At 36.5% G+C, this 22,361-nt stretch carries 20 protein-coding genes; all 20 read left to right on the top strand.

From position 1 onward, the window contains the following. Positions 1-272: 272 nt before the first annotated feature. The gene (gene rsmH, locus ACU8YW_RS19230; RefSeq protein ID WP_000472512.1) at positions 273-1,205 is read left to right on the top strand and encodes a 16S rRNA (cytosine(1402)-N(4))-methyltransferase RsmH; all 933 of its coding nucleotides are present in this window, start codon (positions 273-275) and stop codon (positions 1,203-1,205) included. A 15-nt stretch (positions 1,206-1,220) separates the two neighbouring features. Beyond that, the gene (gene ftsL / locus ACU8YW_RS19225) at positions 1,221-1,583 is read left to right on the top strand and encodes a cell division protein FtsL (RefSeq protein ID WP_000067078.1); all 363 of its coding nucleotides are present in this window, start codon (positions 1,221-1,223) and stop codon (positions 1,581-1,583) included. 21 nt (positions 1,584-1,604) lie between these two features. Further along, on the top strand, positions 1,605-3,752 hold the full coding sequence (locus ACU8YW_RS19220) for a penicillin-binding protein (RefSeq protein WP_079998456.1): 2,148 nt from the start codon (positions 1,605-1,607) through the stop codon (positions 3,750-3,752). Between the two features lie 81 nt (positions 3,753-3,833). Beyond that, entirely contained in the window at positions 3,834-5,750 is a 1,917-nt protein-coding gene (locus ACU8YW_RS19215; RefSeq protein ID WP_088064309.1) for a stage V sporulation protein D, read from the top strand. Positions 5,751-5,957: 207 nt separating this feature from the next. Next, a complete protein-coding gene (gene murE / locus ACU8YW_RS19210; RefSeq protein ID WP_048546093.1) occupies positions 5,958-7,433 on the top strand; it encodes a UDP-N-acetylmuramoyl-L-alanyl-D-glutamate--2,6-diaminopimelate ligase in 1,476 nt (491 codons plus the stop codon). Between the two features lie 22 nt (positions 7,434-7,455). Beyond that, a complete protein-coding gene (gene mraY / locus ACU8YW_RS19205) occupies positions 7,456-8,430 on the top strand; it encodes a phospho-N-acetylmuramoyl-pentapeptide-transferase (RefSeq protein ID WP_088064308.1) in 975 nt (324 codons plus the stop codon). Beyond that, the gene (gene murD / locus ACU8YW_RS19200; RefSeq protein WP_426933833.1) at positions 8,431-9,783 is read left to right on the top strand and encodes a UDP-N-acetylmuramoyl-L-alanine--D-glutamate ligase; all 1,353 of its coding nucleotides are present in this window, start codon (positions 8,431-8,433) and stop codon (positions 9,781-9,783) included. Positions 9,784-9,873: 90 nt separating this feature from the next. Continuing rightward, entirely contained in the window at positions 9,874-10,965 is a 1,092-nt protein-coding gene (spoVE, locus tag ACU8YW_RS19195) for a stage V sporulation protein E (RefSeq protein WP_000753516.1), read from the top strand. A 104-nt stretch (positions 10,966-11,069) separates the two neighbouring features. Next, a complete protein-coding gene (murG, locus tag ACU8YW_RS19190) occupies positions 11,070-12,164 on the top strand; it encodes an undecaprenyldiphospho-muramoylpentapeptide beta-N-acetylglucosaminyltransferase (RefSeq protein WP_001265424.1) in 1,095 nt (364 codons plus the stop codon). Positions 12,165-12,225: 61 nt separating this feature from the next. Next, complete coding sequence (murB, locus tag ACU8YW_RS19185) at positions 12,226-13,131, top strand: UDP-N-acetylmuramate dehydrogenase (protein WP_048546089.1); 906 nt, start codon at positions 12,226-12,228, stop codon at positions 13,129-13,131. 98 nt (positions 13,132-13,229) lie between these two features. Further along, positions 13,230-14,000 carry a cell division protein DivIB gene (gene divIB, locus ACU8YW_RS19180; RefSeq protein WP_426933832.1) on the top strand — a complete coding sequence of 257 codons (771 nt, stop codon included), beginning with the start codon at positions 13,230-13,232 and terminating at the stop codon, positions 13,998-14,000. 400 nt (positions 14,001-14,400) lie between these two features. After that, complete coding sequence (ftsA, locus tag ACU8YW_RS19175; RefSeq protein WP_048546087.1) at positions 14,401-15,708, top strand: cell division protein FtsA; 1,308 nt, start codon at positions 14,401-14,403, stop codon at positions 15,706-15,708. 39 nt (positions 15,709-15,747) lie between these two features. Further along, positions 15,748-16,902: a cell division protein FtsZ gene (ftsZ, locus tag ACU8YW_RS19170; protein WP_000888983.1), complete on the top strand. Its 1,155-nt coding sequence runs from the start codon at positions 15,748-15,750 to the stop codon at positions 16,900-16,902. Positions 16,903-17,215: 313 nt separating this feature from the next. Beyond that, positions 17,216-18,133, top strand: a complete 918-nt coding sequence (spoIIGA, locus tag ACU8YW_RS19165) for a sigma-E processing peptidase SpoIIGA (protein ID WP_000261976.1) — start codon at positions 17,216-17,218, stop codon at positions 18,131-18,133. Between the two features lie 19 nt (positions 18,134-18,152). Beyond that, positions 18,153-18,872: an RNA polymerase sporulation sigma factor SigE gene (gene sigE / locus ACU8YW_RS19160; protein ID WP_000976947.1), complete on the top strand. Its 720-nt coding sequence runs from the start codon at positions 18,153-18,155 to the stop codon at positions 18,870-18,872. Positions 18,873-19,029: 157 nt separating this feature from the next. Then, positions 19,030-19,809, top strand: coding sequence for an RNA polymerase sporulation sigma factor SigG (gene sigG, locus ACU8YW_RS19155; RefSeq protein ID WP_000197753.1), 780 nt, complete (start codon positions 19,030-19,032; stop codon positions 19,807-19,809). Positions 19,810-19,981: 172 nt separating this feature from the next. Further along, the gene (locus tag ACU8YW_RS19150; RefSeq protein WP_426933831.1) at positions 19,982-20,260 is read left to right on the top strand and encodes a YlmC/YmxH family sporulation protein; all 279 of its coding nucleotides are present in this window, start codon (positions 19,982-19,984) and stop codon (positions 20,258-20,260) included. Between the two features lie 117 nt (positions 20,261-20,377). Continuing rightward, positions 20,378-21,196, top strand: coding sequence for a peptidoglycan editing factor PgeF (gene pgeF, locus ACU8YW_RS19145; RefSeq protein ID WP_046956465.1), 819 nt, complete (start codon positions 20,378-20,380; stop codon positions 21,194-21,196). Further along, positions 21,193-21,867 carry a YggS family pyridoxal phosphate-dependent enzyme gene (locus tag ACU8YW_RS19140; protein ID WP_000218035.1) on the top strand — a complete coding sequence of 225 codons (675 nt, stop codon included), beginning with the start codon at positions 21,193-21,195 and terminating at the stop codon, positions 21,865-21,867. Before pgeF ends, ACU8YW_RS19140 begins: the two co-directional genes overlap by 4 nt. A gap of 19 nt (positions 21,868-21,886) precedes the next feature. Then, a complete protein-coding gene (locus ACU8YW_RS19135) occupies positions 21,887-22,357 on the top strand; it encodes a cell division protein SepF (RefSeq protein ID WP_000119131.1) in 471 nt (156 codons plus the stop codon). The last annotated feature ends 4 nt before the right edge of the window (positions 22,358-22,361 follow it).

Raw genomic sequence — 22,361 nt, 5'->3', positions numbered from 1 at the left:
GTAATTATGCAGGGTACTTAAATATATGACAAAATAGCACAAAATGTAAACGTATTATCATCTTTTTCGACAGTTTTTTATTTAAATTCCCGCAAAAGATGATAAAATTTAGTATATAATAAAAGAAAATAGCGATTTGTATAGTATGCTGCCTTTGTAGGCAAGTTAAATGAGTCGTTCTTTCATAGTATTTCGTTCTCTAATCGTGAAATATGCGTTTGGAGGAGGAGATGCATTCAACATAATTAATTGGAAAAAGAGTAGGTGCAACAATGTTTAAACACGTAACAGTGCTTTTGAAGGAAACAGTAGACGGCTTAGATATAAAGCCAGGTGGTACATATGTAGATTGTACACTGGGGGGAGGAGGACATAGTTCTTATTTATTATCCCAATTAACTGAAGGTGGAAGATTAATCGCGTTTGATCAAGATGAGATAGCGATTCAAAATGCGAAAGAAAGATTCTCTTCATACGGTGAGCAGTTCATAACAGTAAAAAGTAATTTCCGTTATTTATCTGAAAAACTACAGGAATTAGGTATAACAGAAGTAGATGGTATTTTATTTGATTTAGGTGTTTCATCCCCACAATTAGATACACCAGAGCGTGGCTTTAGTTATCATCATGATGCACCGTTAGATATGCGGATGGATCAAGATGCCCCATTAACAGCATATGATGTTGTAAATAGCTGGTCATATGAGCAACTTGTAAGAATTTTCTTCCAGTATGGTGAAGAGAAATTTTCAAAACAAATAGTAAGGAAAATTGAAGCGTATCGTGAGAATAAAGCTATTGAAACGACAGGAGAATTAGTAGAACTAATTAAAGAGGGTATTCCAGCTCCTGCTCGTAGAACGGGTGGACACCCTGCGAAGCGAGTGTTCCAAGCAATCCGTATTGCGGTAAATGATGAATTGAAAGTATTTGAAGAAGCGTTGGAATCTGCAATTGAGATGGTCAAGCCGGGCGGAAGAGTTAGTGTTATAACATTCCATTCTTTAGAAGACCGTATTTGTAAAACGACGTTTAAACGAAATAGCACAACGCCACAATTGCCACCAGGATTACCGATTATTCCTGATGAATTTAAGCCAAAATTAAAGCTTATTACGAGAAAACCGATTTTACCTTCTGATATAGAGTTAGAAGAAAATAATCGAGCGCGTTCTGCGAAATTGAGAATCGCTGAAAAACGATAAAAAGGGGAGAGAGGTATGAGTAACTTAGCTGTAAAGTACAAACAACAAGCGCAAGAAGAGATACAGATTCAAACGCCCCCACAGCAGATGGTTCAGCCAAAAGCTAAAGCGAAGATTACAAGAATCGAAAAACTGTTGTATGTAGCATTTATTGGCTTTTTATTGTATGCCTGTGTAGCGTTTATTGGAAATAAAGCAGGCCTTTATCAAGTTAATGTAGAAGCAGCGACGATAGAACAAAAAATTGTACAGAAGCAAAAAGAAAATCAAGAGTTACAGGCTGAAGTAGAGAAGTTAAGTCGCTATGAACGAATCGCTGAAGTTGCAAAAAAACACGGGCTAGAAATTAATGCGAATAATGTGAAGGGCCTCAAATAAGGCAATAGGTGTGAAGGGAAAATGAAGAGAAATATGACTAAATTTCATACCAATAAGGGAGCAGGGTATTTTATGATTTTATTCCTCCTGCTCTTTTTGCTATTATTAGCCCGATTTTTTTACATACAAGCAACAGGAACAGTGCATAATCAAGATTTGGATAAACTCGCTCAGCAAAAACATAGTAAAGCAGGAGTTCTCGAAGCAAATCGAGGAACGATTTATGACCAAAATGGTCATGTATTAGCGCAAGATGCAAACTCTTATAAACTTGTAGCGGAATTAAAAGGTGCGAAGCCGGTTGAGAATAAAGAGGACACTGCAAAGAAAATTGCAGGAGTACTTGGAAAAGGCGAAGAGGATATTTTAGCTGCGTTAAATAAAGATAAAAGTCAAGTGGAATTCGGGAAATTAGGTAAGGGCTTGACGAAAGAACAGAAAGATCAAATAGAAGCATTAAAATTGCCAGGTATATCTTTTATTACTGAAAATGCCAGAGTATATCCAAACGGTGATTTCGCATCTTATGTCGTAGGTCATGCGAGACCTGATGATAAGGGGATTGCTATAGGACAATTTGGTTTAGAAAAGAGTTTGGATAAGTATTTAGGAGCTTCTAACGGAGAAGTAGCTTATACAGGCGATCGTAGAGGCGTATCTCTTGACGGCGGAAAAGTGAATGTAAAGGCACCTAAAAATGGAGATAATGTATATTTAACGCTTGACCAGCGTATTCAAAGTTTTTTAGAAGACGCAATGAAAGAAGCGAGTAAACATTATGAACCAGAAAGCTTAATAGGGATTGTTGCGGATCCAAAAACAGGGAAAATATTAGGAATGTCTACTAAACCTAGTTATGATCCGAACCGAGAGGATATTAAATATTTTTATAATGACGCAATTGCAAATGCATTTGAACCTGGATCAACAATGAAAATTTTCACGCTAGCAGCAGCTATTAATGAAGGTGTGTACAAAGGACAAGATTATTATCAGTCTGGTACATATCAAGTCGGAAACCGAAAAATAAAAGATCATAACGGTGGCGCTGGATGGGGATCTATCACATTTGATGAAGGGGTAGAGCGCTCTTCCAACGTAGCGTTTGCAATTTTAGGGGATCAAAAACTTGGACCAGAACGATTCCGAAAATATATTCATAGTTTTGGATTAGATGAAAAAACGAAGATTGATTTACCTGGTGAAGGTTCAAATACAATTATATTCGATCAGCAAATACAGCAAGTAACAACAGCTTTTGGACAAGGTTCTACTGTAACACCAATTCAGCTTGTGCAAGCTGCAACTGCTATTGCAAATGACGGAAAAATGATGAAGCCTTATACAGTTGATAAAATTGTAAATCCAATAACAGGGGAAGTAAAATTAGAACATAAGCCAGAAGAAGTGGGAAAACCTGTTACAAAAGAAACAGCAGCGCAAGTAAGACAGTTATTAGAACGTGTTGTTACATCGCCGAAAGGAACAGGAACCGCTTATAAAGTCGATGGTTATTCAGTTGGTGGTAAAACAGGAACAGCCCAAATTCCGGATGGAAAAGGTGGCTATATGACAGGGAGAGAGAATTATATATTCTCGTTCTTAGGTATGGCACCTATGGATGATCCGCAACTTGTTGTATATGTAGCTGTTAAACAACCGAAATTGAAAGATGATGAGAGTGGCGCACAACCTTTAGCTGATATTTTTAAATATGTAACGAAGAATAGTTTAGAGTATTTAAAGATTAAGCCTAATGAAGTGAAAGATCCGAAGAAATATGTGAAAGAGCAGCAAACTGCTGTTCCAGATGTAACCGGAAAAACGATGGAAGAAGCGAAAAAAGCTATTGATAAAGCAAAACTTCGTCCAATCGTATTAGGTGAAGGGAAAGTACAGCAGCAAGTACCGAAAGCGACTGAACAAACATTGAAGGGTGACCGAGTCTTCTTAGTGGGAGATAAACCTACAATGCCAAATATACAAGGCTGGGCGCTTCGTGATGTTATGAATTTAGCAAAAACATTAAAGCTTAACCTAAAACCTACTGGTACCGGATACGTAACCGAACAAAGTGTGGCAGAAGGAACATTGTTACAACCTGGTACAGAGTTAGGTGTAACGCTTGTACCGCCACTTGAACCACAACAAGAAGCAGAAGAACAGTAATGGTAAAAGAGAAGAAGTTCTAATTAAATAAGTACAAGCATATATTGGAACAAGCTAGGCGTAAGGGAGGCTTGTTCCAATATGCGTGTATCAAATGTAACGGTTAGAAAACGACTTATTTTTATACTCATATCAGGTATACTTATTTTCACTATCATCGATATTCGTCTTGGATATGTGCAATTTTTTCTTGGCAATATGTTAACGGATCGTGCGAAGGATTCATGGAGTCGAAATATTACTTTTGAACCTGAACGTGGGAAAATTTTAGACCGGAATGGTGTGGAACTTGCTACGAATAAAAGTGCCCCAACTGTCTTTGTTGTACCGAGGCAAATTGAAAAACCAGCAGAGACTGCAGAGAAGTTAGCTGCAGTATTAGGTGTGGAAAAAGATGAGATTTATAAGAGAATTACAAAAAAAGAATCAATTGTAAGGTTAGATAAAGGCGGAAGGAAAATATCACATGATAAAGCGAAAGAGGTACGAGGATTAAGTTTGAAAGGTGTTTATATCGCAGAGGACTCTATCCGGTACTATCCATTTGGCAACTTTTTATCACACGTATTAGGGTTTGCAGGTAGTGATAACCAAGGTCTTATGGGACTGGAAAAATATTATGATAAAGAGCTAAATGGTGATGAAGGTCATGTGCGTTTTTTTGCAGATGCAAAAGGACAAAGGATGCCTAATGTTGGCGATGATTTCAAAAAACCAGAAGCTGGTTTGAATTTAGGTTTAACAATTGATGCACGTATTAATAGAATTATGGAAAGAGAAATGAATATTGCAGAGTCGACATATAATCCAGATGGTATGATTGCGATTGCAATGAATCCGAAAAATGGTGAAATTTTAGGTATGTCGAGTCGGCCGAGTTTTGATCCAGCAGATTTTCAAAGTGTTTCTCCAGAAGTGTATAATAGAAATTTACCAGTATGGAGTACGTATGAGCCTGGTTCAACATTTAAGATCATTACGTTAGCAGCAGCCTTGAATGAAAATTTAGTAGACTTAGAGAAAGATACGTTTTATGATGATGGAGCAGCTGAAGTGGGTGGAGCTAGATTGAAATGCTGGAAAGCGGGAGGCCATGGTAGCCAAACGTTTTTAGAAGTAGTTCAAAACTCATGTAACCCAGGATTTATTGAACTTGGTGATCGTCTTGGTAAAGACCGATTGTTTAAATACATTCGTAATTTTGGCTTTGGACAGAAAACCGGAATTGATTTGCAAGGTGAAGGTAGTGGGATTTTATTTAATTTAGATAAAGTCGGTCCAGTCGAGCAAGCAACTACTTCATTTGGTCAAGGAGTTTCTGTAACACCAATTCAACAAGTAGCAGCAGTAGCAGCGGCTGTAAATGGTGGGACATTGTATCAACCGTATATAGCTAAGGAATTTATTGATCCGAAAAATAATCAAATTGTAAGTAAAAAGACACCTGTGGAAAAAAGAAAAGTTATTTCCAAGGAAACTTCAGAAAAAGTTCGGTATGCATTAGAGAATGTTGTAGCAAAGGGATCTGGTAAAGGTGCTTTCATTGATGGGTATCGTGTAGGTGGAAAAACAGGTACGGCTCAAAAGGTGAAAGATGGTAAATATTTAGAGAATAATTATATAGTATCTTTTATCGGTTTTGCTCCAGCGGATGATCCGGAAATTGTTGTCTATGTTGCTGTTGATAATCCGAAAGGTGTAACGCAATTTGGTGGAGTAGTAGCAGCTCCAATTGTTGGGAATATTCTTCGGGATGCACTTCCTGTTATGGGAGTGAAACCGAGAAAAGAACAAGTTGAGAGAGAATATAAATGGGGCGATACACCAACTGTGGAAGTTCCGAATTTAATTGGTATGAAAAAGAAAGACTTACAGACACAACTCGTCGATTTGAAGCTTGATATAAGTGGAGACGGAGAGAAAGTAATTAAACAATCCCCAGAAGCAGGAGCTAAAGTGAAAGAAGGCTCAAAAATTAGAATTTACTTCGGGAATTAAAGGTAACCTAGTACGTTTTATGGTACAATTGGTGGAAGTGAGTTCTTTATAGAAGAGTTACTTAATTTGAGGCTGTAAGAGCCCCAATTATAAATAAGTCTATTTATTAGACACAGTAGCACTTACCTCCTATTTTACATATTTAGGAGGTAACGTGTTGCTTATTAAAAAAGAGATAAATACACAATGTAGAGAGGGTTTAGTGAAATGAAGTTGCATACACTTTTATCATGTTTGCATGATTTTCCAGTTGTTCCAAAAGAAAATCCAGAAATCACATCTATAGAAGCTGATTCACGTAAAGTGAAAGAGGGAAGCTTATTTGTATGTATGAAAGGATATACGGTTGATAGCCATGATTTTGCTAAGCAAGCAGCGGCACAAGGAGCGGCTGCTATTGTTGCGGAAAGACCAATTGATGTTGACGTTCCAGTTGTACTTGTGAAAAACACTTTTCGTTCGTTAGCGGTTTTAGCTGATTATTTTTATGGTCAACCAACACACAAGTTACATTTAATCGGAATTACAGGTACAAATGGAAAGACAACAACATCGCATATTATGGATGAGATTATGCGCGCACATGGTCATAAAACGGGGCTAATTGGAACGATTAATATGAAAATCGGTGATGAAACATTTGAGGTGAAAAATACAACACCAGATGCACTAACACTTCAACAGACATTTTTAAAAATGGTTGAGCACGGTGTAGATAGTACAGTAATGGAAGTTTCGTCACATGCTTTAGATCTTGGTCGTGTACACGGATGTGATTACGATGTAGCAGTGTTTACAAATTTAACACAAGATCATTTAGACTATCATAAAACGATGGAAGAATATAAACATGCAAAAGGGTTGCTATTTGCACAACTTGGCAATAGTTATAACCATGATCGTGAAAAGTACGCGGTACTGAATAACGATGATGCTGTAACTGCGGAATATATGAGAAGTACTGCGGCAACTGTTGTAACGTATGGAATTGATACAACAAGTGATATTATGGCCAAAGATATCGTTATGACGAGTGCTGGAACTACATTTACGCTTGTAACACCGTATGAAAGTGTAAATGTTACGATGAAATTGATTGGGAAATTTAATGTATATAACGTACTAGCGGCAACAGCGGCAGGACTTGTTTCTGGTGTAAGTTTAGAAACGGTTATTGATGTAATAAAGCAACTAGCTGGAGTTCCAGGACGTTTTGAAGTAGTTGATGGTGGACAAAATTATACAGTTATTGTTGATTATGCACATACACCAGATAGCTTAGAGAATGTATTAAAAACAGCAAAACAGTTTGCAAAAGGCGATGTATATTGCATCGTCGGTTGTGGTGGAGATAGAGATCGAACAAAGAGACCAATCATGGCAAGTGTTGCAACAAAATATGCAACTCATGCAATTTACACTTCAGATAATCCAAGAAGTGAAGAGCCAGGAGCTATTTTAGATGATATGGTGCAGGGTGCAAATGGGAATAATTATGAAGTAATTATTGATAGAAAAGAAGCAATATACCATGCAATTGCTAACGCGAAAGCTGAAGATATCATCATTATTGCTGGTAAGGGTCATGAAACGTATCAAATTATTGGTAAAGACGTTCATCATTTTGACGATCGTGAAGTCGCTAAAGAAGCAATTACAGAGCGTTTAAACAACGAAGAGTAACAACGTGAGAGGAGGACTACATGTGCTTGAGCAAGGTTTATTAGTAACGGCTGGGGTAGCATTCTTAATTTCTGTTGCCCTTTCGCCATTGTTTATTCCATTTTTAAGGAAATTAAAGTTCGGACAGAGTATTCGTGATGAGGGACCAAAGTCACATCAAAAAAAATCAGGGACACCTACAATGGGTGGTATTGTCATATATGTATCTATGATGGTAACTTCACTTATTATGGCGATTAAGTTTAATCATTTAGGTGCAGAGGTTTCGTTATTATTATTAGTGACATTTGGCTACGGATTAATTGGATTTTTAGATGACTACATAAAGGTAGTTAAGAAGAGAAATCTTGGTTTAACATCAAAACAAAAATTAGTAGGTCAGCTTGTTATTGCTATTGCGTTCTTTTTAATTGGAAAAGGGCAAGCGCTCCACACATACATCATGATTCCGGGAACAGATGTTAAGTTTGAACTAGGTTGGGCGTATTTTGTACTTGTACTATTTATGCTTATTGGTGGATCAAATGCAGTTAACTTAACTGACGGTTTAGATGGTTTATTATCGGGAACAGCAGCTATTGCATTTGGAGCTTTTAGTATTATTGCAGTAGCGCAAGAGCAATTTGGAGTAGCGATATTCTGTATGGCAGTTGTAGGAGCTGTACTTGGATTTTTAGTATTCAATGCAAATCCAGCGAAAGTGTTTATGGGAGATACAGGTTCCTTAGCTTTAGGTGGAGCCATTGCAGCTGTAGCGATTTTATTAAAACAAGAATTACTACTTGTAATCATTGGTGGAGTATTCGTAATGGAAACTTTATCTGTTATTATTCAGGTCATTTCTTTTAAAACAACAGGAAAACGTGTCTTTAAAATGAGTCCATTACACCATCATTATGAATTATGTGGTTGGTCAGAGTGGCGTGTTGTTGTGACATTTTGGTCTGTAGGATTTTTATTAGCTGTGTTAGGAATTTATATCGGGGTGTGGATGTAATTGAAAACTGTAACTGAATTTCAAAATAAAAATATTCTTGTATTAGGCATTGCAAAAAGTGGTTATGCAGCAGCTACGTTGTTACAAAAATTAGGGGCAAATGTTATTGTAAATGACGGAAAGCCTTTAGCAGATAATGTACTTGCTGCAGAATTACAAGCAAAAGGAATGGACGTTGTATGCGGTGGTCATCCTTTAGAATTGTTAGAGAGAAATATTTCTCTTGTAGTAAAAAATCCAGGAATCCCGTATTCTAATCTAATATTAGTTGCTGCGAAAGAAAAGCAAATTCCAATTGTTACGGAAGTTGAATTAGCATATCGTATTTCAGAAGCGCCATTTGTTGGGATTACGGGGTCTAACGGTAAAACGACGACGACAATGCTTGCATTTGAAATGCTAAAAGAAGGACAAAAGCATCCTATAATTGCAGGGAACATAGGAACTGTAGCGTGTGAAGTAGCACAGGATGCAAAAGAAAATGAAGTTGTAGTTACAGAGCTTTCATCGTTCCAACTGATGGGAGTAGAATTGTTCCAACCTAAAATTGCTGCGTTTTTAAATTTATTTGAGGCCCACTTAGATTATCACGGGACGAAGAAGGAATATGGTTTAGCAAAAGCAAATATTTTTAAAAACCAAACAGAAAATGATTATAGTGTAATAAATGCAGATGATGCAGATGTGATGGCTTTATCTGCTTATAGTAAAGGGCAAAAAGTACTATTCTCGACAAAGAAAGAAATTGAAGATGGTGCGTGTATAAAAGAGAATGCTCTTTGTTTTAAAGGTGAAAAAGTTGTTGAAGTAGGCGATATCGTTTTACCTGGTCAACATAATTTAGAAAATATTTTAGCAGCGATGAGTATCGCAAAATTATTGGGTGTTTCTAATGAAGCGATTACGGTGGTATTAAAACGTTTTACAGGTGTAAAACATCGTTTAGAATATGTAACAACTATTAACAATCGTAAGGTTTATAATGACTCAAAAGCAACGAATATGTTAGCGACTGAGAAAGCTTTATCTGCGTTTACACAACCGATTGTGTTATTAGCAGGTGGGCTTGATCGTGGAAATGAATTCGATGATTTAATTCCATATTTCAAAAATGTAAAAGCAATTGTAACATTTGGACAAACAGCTCCAAAACTAGTAAGAGCTGCAGAAAAAGCGGGATTAGATACAATTGAAAGTGTCGATACTTTAGATGAAGCGGTAGTGAAAGCTTATGCTCATTCTACAGATGGCGATGTAATTCTTCTTTCTCCAGCATGTGCAAGCTGGGATCAATTTAAAACATTTGAAGAAAGAGGAGACATTTTTATACAAGCTGTGCATAAACTTATATAAAGTAAATCAAAACATCAGTAGGCTAACACCTACTGATGTTTTGTTACATAGGGCAAAAGTTTCTGCCTAAAGAGGTGGTGTTTATGGGTAATGAAGAAAACGCCTGATTTTATTCTCATCATCGTTACACTTGCGTTGTTAACAATCGGAATGGTTATGGTGTATAGTGCGAGTGCGGTTTGGGCCTCTTATAAAATGGGGGACTCATTCTTTTTTGCAAAAAGGCAATTGCTATTTGCAAGTATTGGTGTAGTGGCTATGTTTTTAATTATGAAAATTGATTATTGGGTGTGGCGTACGTATTCAAAAGTAATTTTGCTAGTTTGCTTCATTCTTCTTATTCTTGTTCTTATTCCTGGGGTAGGACTTGTTCGAGGAGGGGCGCGAAGTTGGATTGGAATCGGGGCATTTTCCATTCAACCGTCAGAATTTATGAAGTTTGCGATGATTATTTTCTTAGCAAAATTTTTAGCGGAACGACAAAAATTAATTACCTCTTTTAAACGTGGTTTACTACCAGCTCTTAGTTTTGTATTTCTTGCTTTTGGGATGATTATGTTACAGCCAGATCTTGGCACAGGAACCGTAATGGTTGGGACATGTATTATTATGATATTTATCTCGGGGGCAAGGGTCTTTCACTTTGCAATGTTTGGTTTGCTTGGTGTAGCAGGATTTGTAGGGCTAATTGCATCAGCACCGTATCGAATGAAACGTATTACATCATATTTAGATCCGTGGTCAGATCCGCTTGGAAGTGGATTTCAAATTATTCAATCGTTACTCGCAATTGGACCTGGTGGATTATTCGGGCTTGGACTTGGACAAAGTAGACAAAAGTTTCTTTATTTACCTGAACCGCAAACAGACTTTATATTTGCGATCTTATCGGAGGAATTAGGTTTTATTGGTGGTTCATTTGTGTTATTATTATTTAGTCTATTATTATGGCGTGGGATTCGTATAGCTTTAGGAGCGCCAGATTTATATGGTACGTTTTTAGCAGTAGGTATTGTGGCGATGATTGCGATTCAAGTAATGATTAATGTTGGTGTTGTAACAGGATTGATGCCTGTAACAGGTATTACTTTGCCGTTTTTAAGTTATGGTGGATCAAGTTTGACATTAATGTTAATGGCAGTAGGTGTATTATTAAATATAAGTCGCCATTCTCGCTACTAAACCCTGTTTTATAAGACAGGGTTTTTCGTATGTGCGCGAAGAAACATGATGTATATAGAAATAAATACGACTGAAATAAGAAAAGAGAAGCGGAGGAGTTAGTAGTGCGTGTATTAGTAAGTGGTGGGGGCACTGGAGGTCATATTTATCCGGCTCTTGCTCTAATAAGAGAAATAAAAAAATTAAATCCGGAAGCAAGGTTTTTATATATTGGTACGGAGAGTGGATTAGAGAGCACGATCGTTCCAAAAGCAGGCATACCGTTTCAATCTATTGTTATAAGTGGATTTAAGCGTAAAATATCGTTAGATAACGTGAAAACGGTGATGCGTTTCCTAAAGGGTGTACAAGATAGTAAACGATATATTCGTCGTTTTAATCCAGATATTGTGATTGGAACGGGTGGATATGTATGTGGACCAGTTGTATATGCTGCAGCAAAATTAGGTATTCCAACCATTGTACATGAACAAAATAGTGTACCTGGTGTAACGAATAAATTTTTAAGCCGCTATGTTGATAAAGTTGCGGTTTGTTTTGAAGCGGCTGCAGAACATTTTCCACAGTCAAAAGTGGTGATGACAGGAAATCCAAGAGCATCAGAAGTAATGGATCAGAATGGAATGAAAGGAAAACGTTCAGTAGGTTTATCTCTTCCTAAAAAATCGGTACTTATTTTTGGTGGAAGTCGTGGGGCTAGACCGATTAACGATGCTTTCGTAGAGGCGATTGAACAGTTTGGAAATAAAAGTTACGAAATATTGTATGTAACAGGTGAAGTTCATTATGACAAAGTGATGGAAGCAGTGAAGCAAAAAGGGAATCCGAATAATGTTATTATTAAACCTTTCATTCATAATATGCCAGAGGTACTTACAGGTGTAGATCTTGTTGTTTCAAGAGCGGGGGCAACAACACTTGCAGAATTAACCGCGTTAGGTAAGCCAAGTGTGTTAATACCGAGTCCTTACGTAACAAATAACCATCAGGAAAAGAATGCACGTTCCGTTGTCGATAAAGGAGCAGCAAAAATGTTGCTTGAAAAAGATTTAACAGCAGAAACGCTTATTCGTGATATTGATGAGATTTTATTGGATGCACAAACATTACAAAATATGAAGCTGGCTGCGGGGCAATTAGGTATTCCAGATGCAGCAAATAAGCTGTATGAAGTAATGAATAAGCTTGTAAAAAAATAACGTTAGGTGAACGCCCTGCATACTACTGTAATAAGGATACTTAGTATGGGGGAGATTGTTTATGGAGCAATTAGTAAATGAGCTTATAGAAGCAAATGTTGGTCGCGTGTTAGTGAATGAAGCGTTAGCGCGTTATACCACTATGAAAATAGGTGGACCAGCTGATATTTTAATTGTGCCAAAGCATGTTGCCAGTATTGAAAAAACGTTGCAGTTAGTAAAAAAATATAAAACAAAGTGGACTGTAATTGGTCGAGGTTCGAACCTTCTTGTATCTGATCTAGGTATAGAAGGTGTCGTTATTCGTTTAGGAGAAGGATTAGACCACTTAGAAGTCGAAAAACATAGAGTAAGAGTTGGTGGTGGGTATCCCCTTATTAAATTATCAACTTTACTTAGTCGTCAAGGGTTATCCGGCCTGGAATTTGCCAGTGGTATTCCAGGAAGTGTTGGTGGTGCAGTGTATATGAATGCAGGAGCACATAAATCGGATATATCAAACATATTATCAAAAGCTCTTATTTTGTTTGAAAACGGAACAATTGATTGGTTAACACATGAAGAAATGGAGTTTTCCTATCGTACTTCTGTATTGCAAACGAAACGTCCTGGTATTGTTTTGGAAGCTGAGTTTCAATTGCAGGTAGGGGAGCGTGAGGGAATCGTAAGCGTCATGCAAAAGAATAAAGACTACCGTCGTGAAACACAGCCGTGGAATCATCCTTGTGCAGGAAGCATATTTCGGAATCCAATCCCATACTTTGCAGGAGACTTAATAGAAAAGGCGGGACTTCGTGGTTATCAAATAGGCGGAGCTCAAATTTCTGAAATGCATGGGAATTTTATTATTAACACTGGGGGAGCCAGTGCGCAAGATGTCTTATCTTTAATTGCATTAATAAAACAAACAATCGAGGATAAATTTGGCGTAGAAATGCATACAGAAGTAGAAATCATTGGAAGATAACGGTTATTCGTTCCGCTCATTATCATTTATGTTATAATAAGAAGATAAGAACGGCATGAGGAACATGCCGTTTTTTATGTTACGTAGGGGGATCGTACATGAAAAATAGTAAAGTGATTAAACTACAGGATCGTGTACCAAAGTTAAAAAATCAACAGAAGAAAAACAAGAAAAATGTTAATCATCGGTTGATTTTATACATATCAATTTTATTTTTATTAGTGCTCTTTTTAATTTATTTTCGGTCTCCGCTAAGCAATATCAAAAAGATAAGTGTGTTTGGAAATCATTATATGACAGATGAACAAGTGATGAAGAAATCAGGTGTGACGTATGATACAAGTTATTTCCGAGTGACAGCACATAAAGCAGAAGAAAACCTAACGAAACGAAAAGAAATTAAAGCAGTAAATGTAAAAAAACGTTTTCCAAATAAAATTGATGTTCATATTGAAGAATATTTAACGATTGGTTATATAAACAAAGATGGGAAATTACAACCGTTACTAGAGAACGGGAAAACACTTGATGTACTTCCGAACGGAAAACTTCCTGTTGCAGCACCAATTTTTGAACCTTTTAAAGAGGAAAAAATGAAGGAGTTAATTGCTGAGCTTGAAAAATTAACACCAACTATTTTAAGGTCTATTTCTGAAATTCGTTATTCACCGACGAATGCGAATGAAGATCATCTTACTTTATATATGAACGAAGGGTACGAAGTGAGCACTACGATTCAAAATTTCGCAAAGCGTATGGAAGCTTATCCGCTTATCTTAAAAACAATTGAGCCGGGTAAAAAGGTATTAATTGATTTAGAAGTAGGGGCATATACGAAAGAATTAGGAGCGGAAGAAAAAAAAGAATAGAACGATAGTTTTTACTACGTTCCTGTAGAAAAAACGAAACGAACGTTCTATTGAATGCATCTGAATTTACAAGAATGGTTCATTTGATGAAAAAGATGTAAAAATTCTTAGATTCATACTAGGATTGGTACAAGTTTCACTTTTCTATGAGTACATCTTAGTGTAGACTTATACTTGGCGGTAATCTTTACACTTGAAATAGAATTATTTCAAGATAAGCAGTTATTCACAGTTTACTGCGATATTCTTAAATGAATGTTAAATAAAAATAAGAAAAATATAGGGTTAAAAAAGGGAAACGTATAAAGACGTTGAATATTTTTCTTATAAATAGTAAAGTTGCGATTGTTGTTCCATATATTGAGTTGTATGGTATAAATAAAGAAGGAGGTGCCAAAGAATGAACAGCAATGAAATATATGTTAGTCTTGACATCGGTACATCCAATGTTAAAGTCATCATTGGTGAAATGGTTAATGACAGCTTAAACATTATTGGTGTTGGAAATGTAAAATCAAATGGTTTAAAGAAGGGATCGATAGTTGATATAGACGAGACTGTTCGATCAATTAAAAAAGCAATTGAACAAGCTGAGCGCATGGTGGGAATCCATATTGAGCAAGTTGTAGTAGGTGTCAATGCAAACCAGGTACAGCTACTTCCTTGTCACGGAGTAGTCGCTGTTTCAAATGAAGATCGTGAAATCGGGAATGAAGATGTCTTACGCGTTCTAGATGCAGCACAAGTTGTGTCAATTGCTCCAGAGCGTGAGTTTATTGATGTGGTACCTCGACAGTTCATCGTAGACGGTCTTGACGAGATTAACGATCCACGCGGGATGATCGGTGTAAGATTAGAAATGGAAGGTACACTTATAACAGGCTCGAGAACTTTACTACATAACCTACTTCGTTGTGTAGAAAAAGCAGGTCTTGAAATAGTTGATATTTGTCTTCAACCTTTAGCGGCTGCAACAGTTGCTATATCTTCAGATGAAAAAAATAGAGGAGTAGCCCTTGTTGATATGGGGGGAGGATCTACAACTTTATCTATTTTTAAAGATGGAGAGTTACAAGCGACGAGCGTATTACCGTTAGGTGGAGACCATATAACGAAGGATATTGCGATTGGGTTGAAAACTTCAACAGACAATGCAGATCAAATAAAGTTGAAATATGGACATGCTTTTTATGATACAGCATCTGAAGAAGAGATGTTTACGGTTCCTATTATGGGAAGCGATCAAACAGAACAATATTCTCAGTTGGAATTATCGGATATAATAGAGGCTCGTGTAGAGGAAATTTTAATGTTTGTTCAAGATGAAGTGCGTAAGTTAGGAGTAAAGCAAGTAGCTTCTGGCTATGTACTAACTGGTGGAATTGCTTCTATGCCGGGTGTTCTTGATCTTGCATATGATATTTTACATGAAAATGTTCGTATAGCGACTCCTGATTATATTGGTGTGCGTGAGCCCCAATATACAAGTGGAGTAGGATTAATTAAACATTCTTATCAAAAAGCTAAATTACGTGGAAAAAATGTGCAGGAAAAGCAAGAACATTTTGAACCAGTACCAGCACCAGCACCAACGCCGGTACAACAGCAACCTGCGAAACAAAAAACTCGTAATCAAAACAATAATAATCAAAATGATGAACGTATGATGTCAAAAGTAAAACGTGTATTCCGTTATTTATGGGATTAAAATTGGACACGAAAAATGAGGTTCTAGGGGGATTTCGACATGTTAGAGTTTGATACTACTCAAGATCAATTAGCGAATATAAAAGTTATCGGTGTCGGCGGTGGCGGAAACAATGCTGTAAACCGTATGATTGAACACGGTGTACAAGGTGTAGACTTTATCGCTGTGAATACTGATGCACAAGCATTAAATCTATCAAAAGCTGAAACAAAAATGCAAATTGGTGGAAAATTAACACGTGGACTTGGTGCAGGTGCAAACCCTGAAGTAGGGAAAAAAGCTGCAGAAGAAAGTAAAGAACAGATCCAAGAAGCACTTCGTGGTGCGGATATGGTCTTCGTAACTGCTGGTATGGGCGGCGGAACTGGAACTGGTGCAGCTCCAGTTGTTGCTCAAGTTGCAAAAGAATTAGGTGCATTAACAGTTGGTGTTGTGACACGTCCATTTACATTTGAAGGACGTAAACGTGCAACGCAAGCAGCATCTGGTATTGCGGCATTTAAAGAAAATGTAGATACACTTATTGTAATTCCAAACGATCGCTTATTAGAGATTGTTGATAAAAATACGCCGATGTTAGAAGCATTCCGTGAAGCAGATAACGTATTACGTCAAGGTGTTCAAGGTATTTCTGATTTAATTGCAACACCAGGTTTAATTAACTTAGACTTCGCAGACGTAAAGACAATTATGTCTAATAGAGGTTCTGCTTTAATGGGTATTGGTTCTGGTAATGGAGAAAATCGTGCTGCTGAAGCTGCGAAAAAAGCGATTTCTAGTCCATTATTAGAAACATCTATTGATGGAGCTCAAGGTGTTATCATGAACATTACGGGTGGAGCTAACTTAAGCTTATATGAAGTACAAGAAGCGGCAGACATTGTAGCTTCAGCTTCAGATCCAGAAGTAAATATGATCTTCGGTTCTGTTATTAATGAAGGATTAAAAGATGATATCGTTGTAACTGTAATTGCAACTGGTTTTGATGATAGTGCTTCGACGCAGCCACCAAAACCAATTATCCGTCCGACTGCGAATCACACGCAACAACAGCAACAGCAAGTAGCTCAACCTTCAAAACAACGTGAAGTTAAGCGTGAAATGAAACGTGAAGAGCCGGTTGTGCATGAGCGTCATACAGATTCAGATGACATCGATATTCCAGCATTCTTACGTAACCGTCGTAGACGATAAAAGAAAAGGAGCTTTTATGCTCCTTTTTTGTTTTATACAGGGAAAAGATCTGCTAAGCAGGTCTTTTTTTATTTTATATATTTCGATTTAGCCCGCTATTTGCTGGGCAGCCTGATTGGTGCGGGGTGATTAAAGTTTCACTTAATATATAAGTAAAAAGATATAGTATTCTATGAAACATATACTTTTATTTTTTACCGACAGATTTTGTCTAGAAAGCACAAAATAACAAAAAAACACCTCCGCAAATTGACACACTTTCCTATTGGATATGCATTATACTAGTCTCAACTTAAAAAAAGAGGTGAATTGTTTGGTTGTTTACGCCGACGTTGTTTGGTTGTTAAACGCCTGCATTGATTTTCTTTTACTTTTATTAACAGCAACCGTGTTAAAAAAGAAGATCAAAAGATGGAGGCTTGTGTTAGGGGCATTTATAGGTTCAACCATTGTTATTTTTGCCTTTACTCCTTTTGCTTCTATGATGACACATCCAATTATGAAACTACTGTACTCGTTACTTATTGTGTATACAGCATTTGGGTTTACAACGTTTAGAAACTATGCACAAACTGTTTTTACTTTTTACTTTGTAACCTTTATGGTTGGCGGAGGGTTAATTGGGACTCATTTCTTTTTGCAAACGAATGAAATGGTAAATGGATTGGTTCAATCTCAATCAATTTCTTACGGTGATCCAATTAGCTGGCTGTTTGTTGTTTTTGGTTTTCCAGTAATTTATTATTTTTCTAAAAAGCGTATTGAAAGCGTAGAGGTTACAAAAATACACTATGACCAAATTGTGAAATTGAAAATTCAATTAGCTGAAGAGGAACTAGAACTCGCAGGTTTAATTGATAGTGGGAACCAACTTTACGACCCGTTAACAAAAACACCCGTTATGATTATGCATATTTCATCATTAGAGCATTGCTTGCCAGCTTGGTTAACAGAACAAATTTATTCCAAAACAGAGATTCCTCAAATACCAGAAAATGATTCTGGCTGGGCGACAAAATTACGCTTAATTCCTTTCAGAGCAGTAGGAGTAGAGAATCAATTTTTATGGGCAATTAAGCCAGACAGTGTGCAAATTTATCATGAAGGTAGTTCTATTGTAGTCAGCAAAGTATTGATTGGATTAAATACACAACAGTTGTCAACCAATGGAGAGTATCAATGTATTGTGCATCCGAAAATGTTAATTTCGCAAAAAATGGTAATTGCTTAATAATGGGAGGCGGGATAATATGATGAAATTAAAATTTTATTTAGTATACCTTTGGTATAAAGTATTGTTGAAATTAGGAATTAAGACCGATGAAATTTATTATATCGGTGGAAGTGAAGCGTTGCCACCACCGTTAACGAAAGAAGAAGAGGAAGTTCTTTTGAATAAATTGCCAAAAGGAGATCAGGCAGCAAGATCGTTACTGATTGAACGCAACTTACGGTTAGTTGTATATATAGCAAGAAAGTTTGAAAATACAGGGATAAATATTGAAGATTTGATTAGTATAGGAACAATCGGCCTTATTAAAGCAGTGAATACATTTAATCCGGAAAAGAAAATAAAATTAGCGACATATGCCTCACGTTGTATAGAAAATGAAATTTTAATGCATTTGCGTCGGAATAATAAAAATCGTTCAGAAGTTTCTTTTGACGAACCGCTTAACATCGATTGGGATGGGAATGAACTTTTGTTATCAGATGTATTAGGTACAGATGATGATATTATTACAAAAGATTTAGAAGCTACTGTAGATCGTCATCTTCTAATGAAAGCATTGCATCAATTAAATGATCGTGAAAAACAAATTATGGAACTTCGGTTTGGGCTTGCTGGAGAAGAGGAAAAGACGCAAAAAGATGTGGCGGATATGCTTGGGATTTCACAGTCATACATTTCGCGTTTAGAAAAAAGAATCATAAAAAGATTACGAAAAGAATTTAATAAAATGGTGTAAAGAATAAGACCAGCCGTTATCTAGGCTGGTCTTATTCTCTTTCGTTGTATGAGAAGAGACAACGAAAATGAAAAATGAAGAGAAAACCGCATGCATAAAATCCCCTTCAAAGGAAATACTTTACACTGTACAGCAACTCCCGATAGGAGGGAACACTTTGACGAGAAACAAAGTAGAAATTTGCGGTGTTGATACAGCTAAACTTCCCGTACTAAAAAATGATGAAATGCGTAAATTATTTCGTGAAATGCAAAGTGGAGAGATAAGCGCAAGAGAGAAATTAGTGAATGGAAACTTACGTCTTGTACTGAGCGTCATCCAAAGATTTAATAACAGAGGAGAATATGTTGACGATTTATTTCAAGTTGGTTGCATCGGACTTATGAAATCCATTGATAACTTTGATTTAGGCCAAAATGTAAAATTTTCAACGTATGCTGTGCCGATGATTATTGGGGAAATACGCAGATATTTGCGTGATAATAATCCGATTCGCGTATCTCGATCATTACGAGATATTGCGTATAAAGCGTTACAAGTAAGAGAGAAATTGATTGCAGAAAATTCAAAAGAACCAACAGCAATGGATATTGCAAAAGTGCTTGAAGTGACTCATGAAGAAATTGTTTTTGCATTAGATGCGATTCAAGATCCAGTTTCATTATTTGAACCGATTTATAACGATGGGGGAGATCCTATCTTTGTTATGGATCAGTTAAGTGATGAAAAACAAAAGGACGAGCAGTGGGTTGAAGAGTTAGCACTGAAAGAAGGGATGAAGCGTTTAAATGATCGTGAGAAAATGATTATTCGAAAACGTTTCTTTCAAGGAAAGACACAAATGGAAGTTGCAGAAGAAATTGGGATTTCTCAAGCACAAGTGTCACGTTTAGAGAAATCAGCTATTAAACAAATGAATAAGACGATTCAAGGATAAGGTTTCACCATTTATGGTGAAACCTTTTTATATGTAATATAGTTTGTCTTCGCTCATAGTAGGGAAGCTGTGTTCATATAATGAAAATAATATGGGATTAGTAGAGGGTGCTTCCTGTTAATTTGAGAAACAGTGTTTTTTCAATTCGTCATATATAAGGGAGAGGATGAAAATGATAAGAATTTCGGAGTTGCAGATGAAAGAGATAATAAATGTTTCAGATGGAAAAAGGCTTGGGAATATTGGAGATATTGAAATTGATATGAACACAGGGGAGATCGGGTCTATTATTATTTCCAAACAGGCACGTATGTTAGGGATCTTTGGGAAGGATGTAGAAATTGTAATTCCTTGGGAGGAAATTATGAAAATTGGGGAAGATGTCATACTTGTTAGAGTAAATCCTGTTAATTCTGTAACAGAATCAATACAAACACCGACAATTTCATAAAGAATATTACAAATTCCTCTTTTTTTTCTGTTGGCATTATGAAAAAATAAAAGTATGGTAAAATAGACAGGAAGTACCATGCTTTTTTATGTTATTTTAATTAAAAGGAGTCACTTTATGAGACAACCATTTAAATATGTGGACGGTATACTGTATTTACAAGCGTGGAAAGAACTTGGAAACATTACTGCTGGATTTACGACAAAAGATGGTGGGGTAAGTACGGGCTCCTTTCATGCGATGAATTTAGGATTACATGTGAATGATATCGTGGAGAACGTTCATGAAAACAGACGCATTTTAGCAAATAAGTTACAAAAACCATTAGAAAACTGGATTTGCTCTGAACAAGTTCATGATCATCATGTTGAAAAAGTAGGACAACAGGAAAAAGGAAGTGGCGTCTATTCATATGAAGACGGCATTTCAAAAACAGATGGCATTTATACGACTAATAATGATGTTCTTCTAACATCATGTTACGCGGATTGTGTTCCACTCTATTTTTATGCACCATCACATGGTATGATAGGACTTGCGCATGCTGGATGGAAAGGGACTGTAAAAGAGATTGCAAAGGAAATGATTCAAAAATGGAATGCAGAAGGGATTTCAAGTGATGAAATTCATGTTGCAATTGGACCAGCAATTGGATCTTGTTGTTACGTTGTTGATGATCGAGTGTTAACAGCAGCAGAGCAAGTAGTAAACGGCTCTGTCCCTTATAAAAAAATTTCTGATGGGCAGTACGCAATTAATTTAAAAGAAATTAATCGTATATTATGTGTACAATCAGGCATAAAAGAAGAGAATATTGTAATGTCATCTCTTTGTACAAGCTGTGAAGAACAACTATTTTTCTCTCATCGTCGTGATCAAGGTAAGACAGGAAGAATGTTGAGTTTCATAGGTTTTAAGGAGGAAGAAAGCAAGTGACAGTACAAAAAAATTTAACAACTGTAAATGAAGCAATTAAACAATCTTGCGTACGAGCGGGACGTTCGTTGCAAGATATTAAACTCGTTGCGGTTACAAAAACGGTAGGAATTGAAAAAACAAACGAAGTAATTGAAGCTGGAATTATCGATTTAGGTGAAAATAGAAATGAAAGTTTCTTACAGAAGTACGAACATTTCGGTTCAAAAGTGAATTGGCATTTTATTGGATCATTACAAACGAGAAAAGTAAAAGAAATCATTAATGAAATTGATTATTTACATTCGTTAGATCGTCTTTCACTTGCAAAAGAAATTCAAAAACGTGCTGATAAGAAAGTGAAATGTTTTATTCAAGTGAAAACATCATCTGAAGAATCAAAGCAAGGATTGGCAATAGAAGAAACCGTTTCTTTTATTCAAAGTTTGCAAGAATTGGATAAGATTGAAGTGGTGGGACTAATGACAATGGCTCCGTTTACAGAAGAAGAGGAAGAAATCAGACGCTGTTTTAAGGAGTTGTGTATGCTACAAACAGAGGTGCAGGAGCTAGAATTATTACATGCGCCATGTAAAGAATTATCAATGGGAATGTCTAATGATTACACGATTGCAATTGAAGAAGGTGCTACATATATTCGTTTGGGGACGATTTTAGTAGGAAAAGCGTAAAAGGAAGGAGAATCTTATTATGAGTTGGTCAAAAGTAAAATACTTCTTTTTTGATACACCGGAAGAAAAAGAAGCAGCTCAATATAGTTATGAAAAGGAGCAAACAGACATGAAGAAGCAGCAAGATCCGCCAGAACAACAAGATGTTGCGTTTCCAAAAGCGCAACCGAAACAAAATGTTGTGAGCATTGAAACGGCAAAGCAATCTTCAAAAGTTGTTTTATTAGAACCACGCACATATTCGGAAGCACAAGGGATTTCGGACCATTTAAAAGGTAGACGAGCTGTTGTGATTAATTTACAACGAATGTCTACTGATCAAGCTGTACGTATCGTTGACTTTTTAAGTGGTACTGTATACGCTATAGGCGGGGACATTCAAAAAATAGGACCGAAAACATTTATGTGTACCCCTGAAAATGTAGATATTGTTGGTGCAATTTCAGAGTTATTCGGTGAAGAAGAAGACACAAATATAAAGAGGTGGTAATACG

This window comes from Bacillus pretiosus (assembly GCF_052947655.1).
The sequence above is the reverse complement of the archived record's forward strand: the minus strand, read 5'-3'. Positions and strand labels throughout refer to the sequence as shown.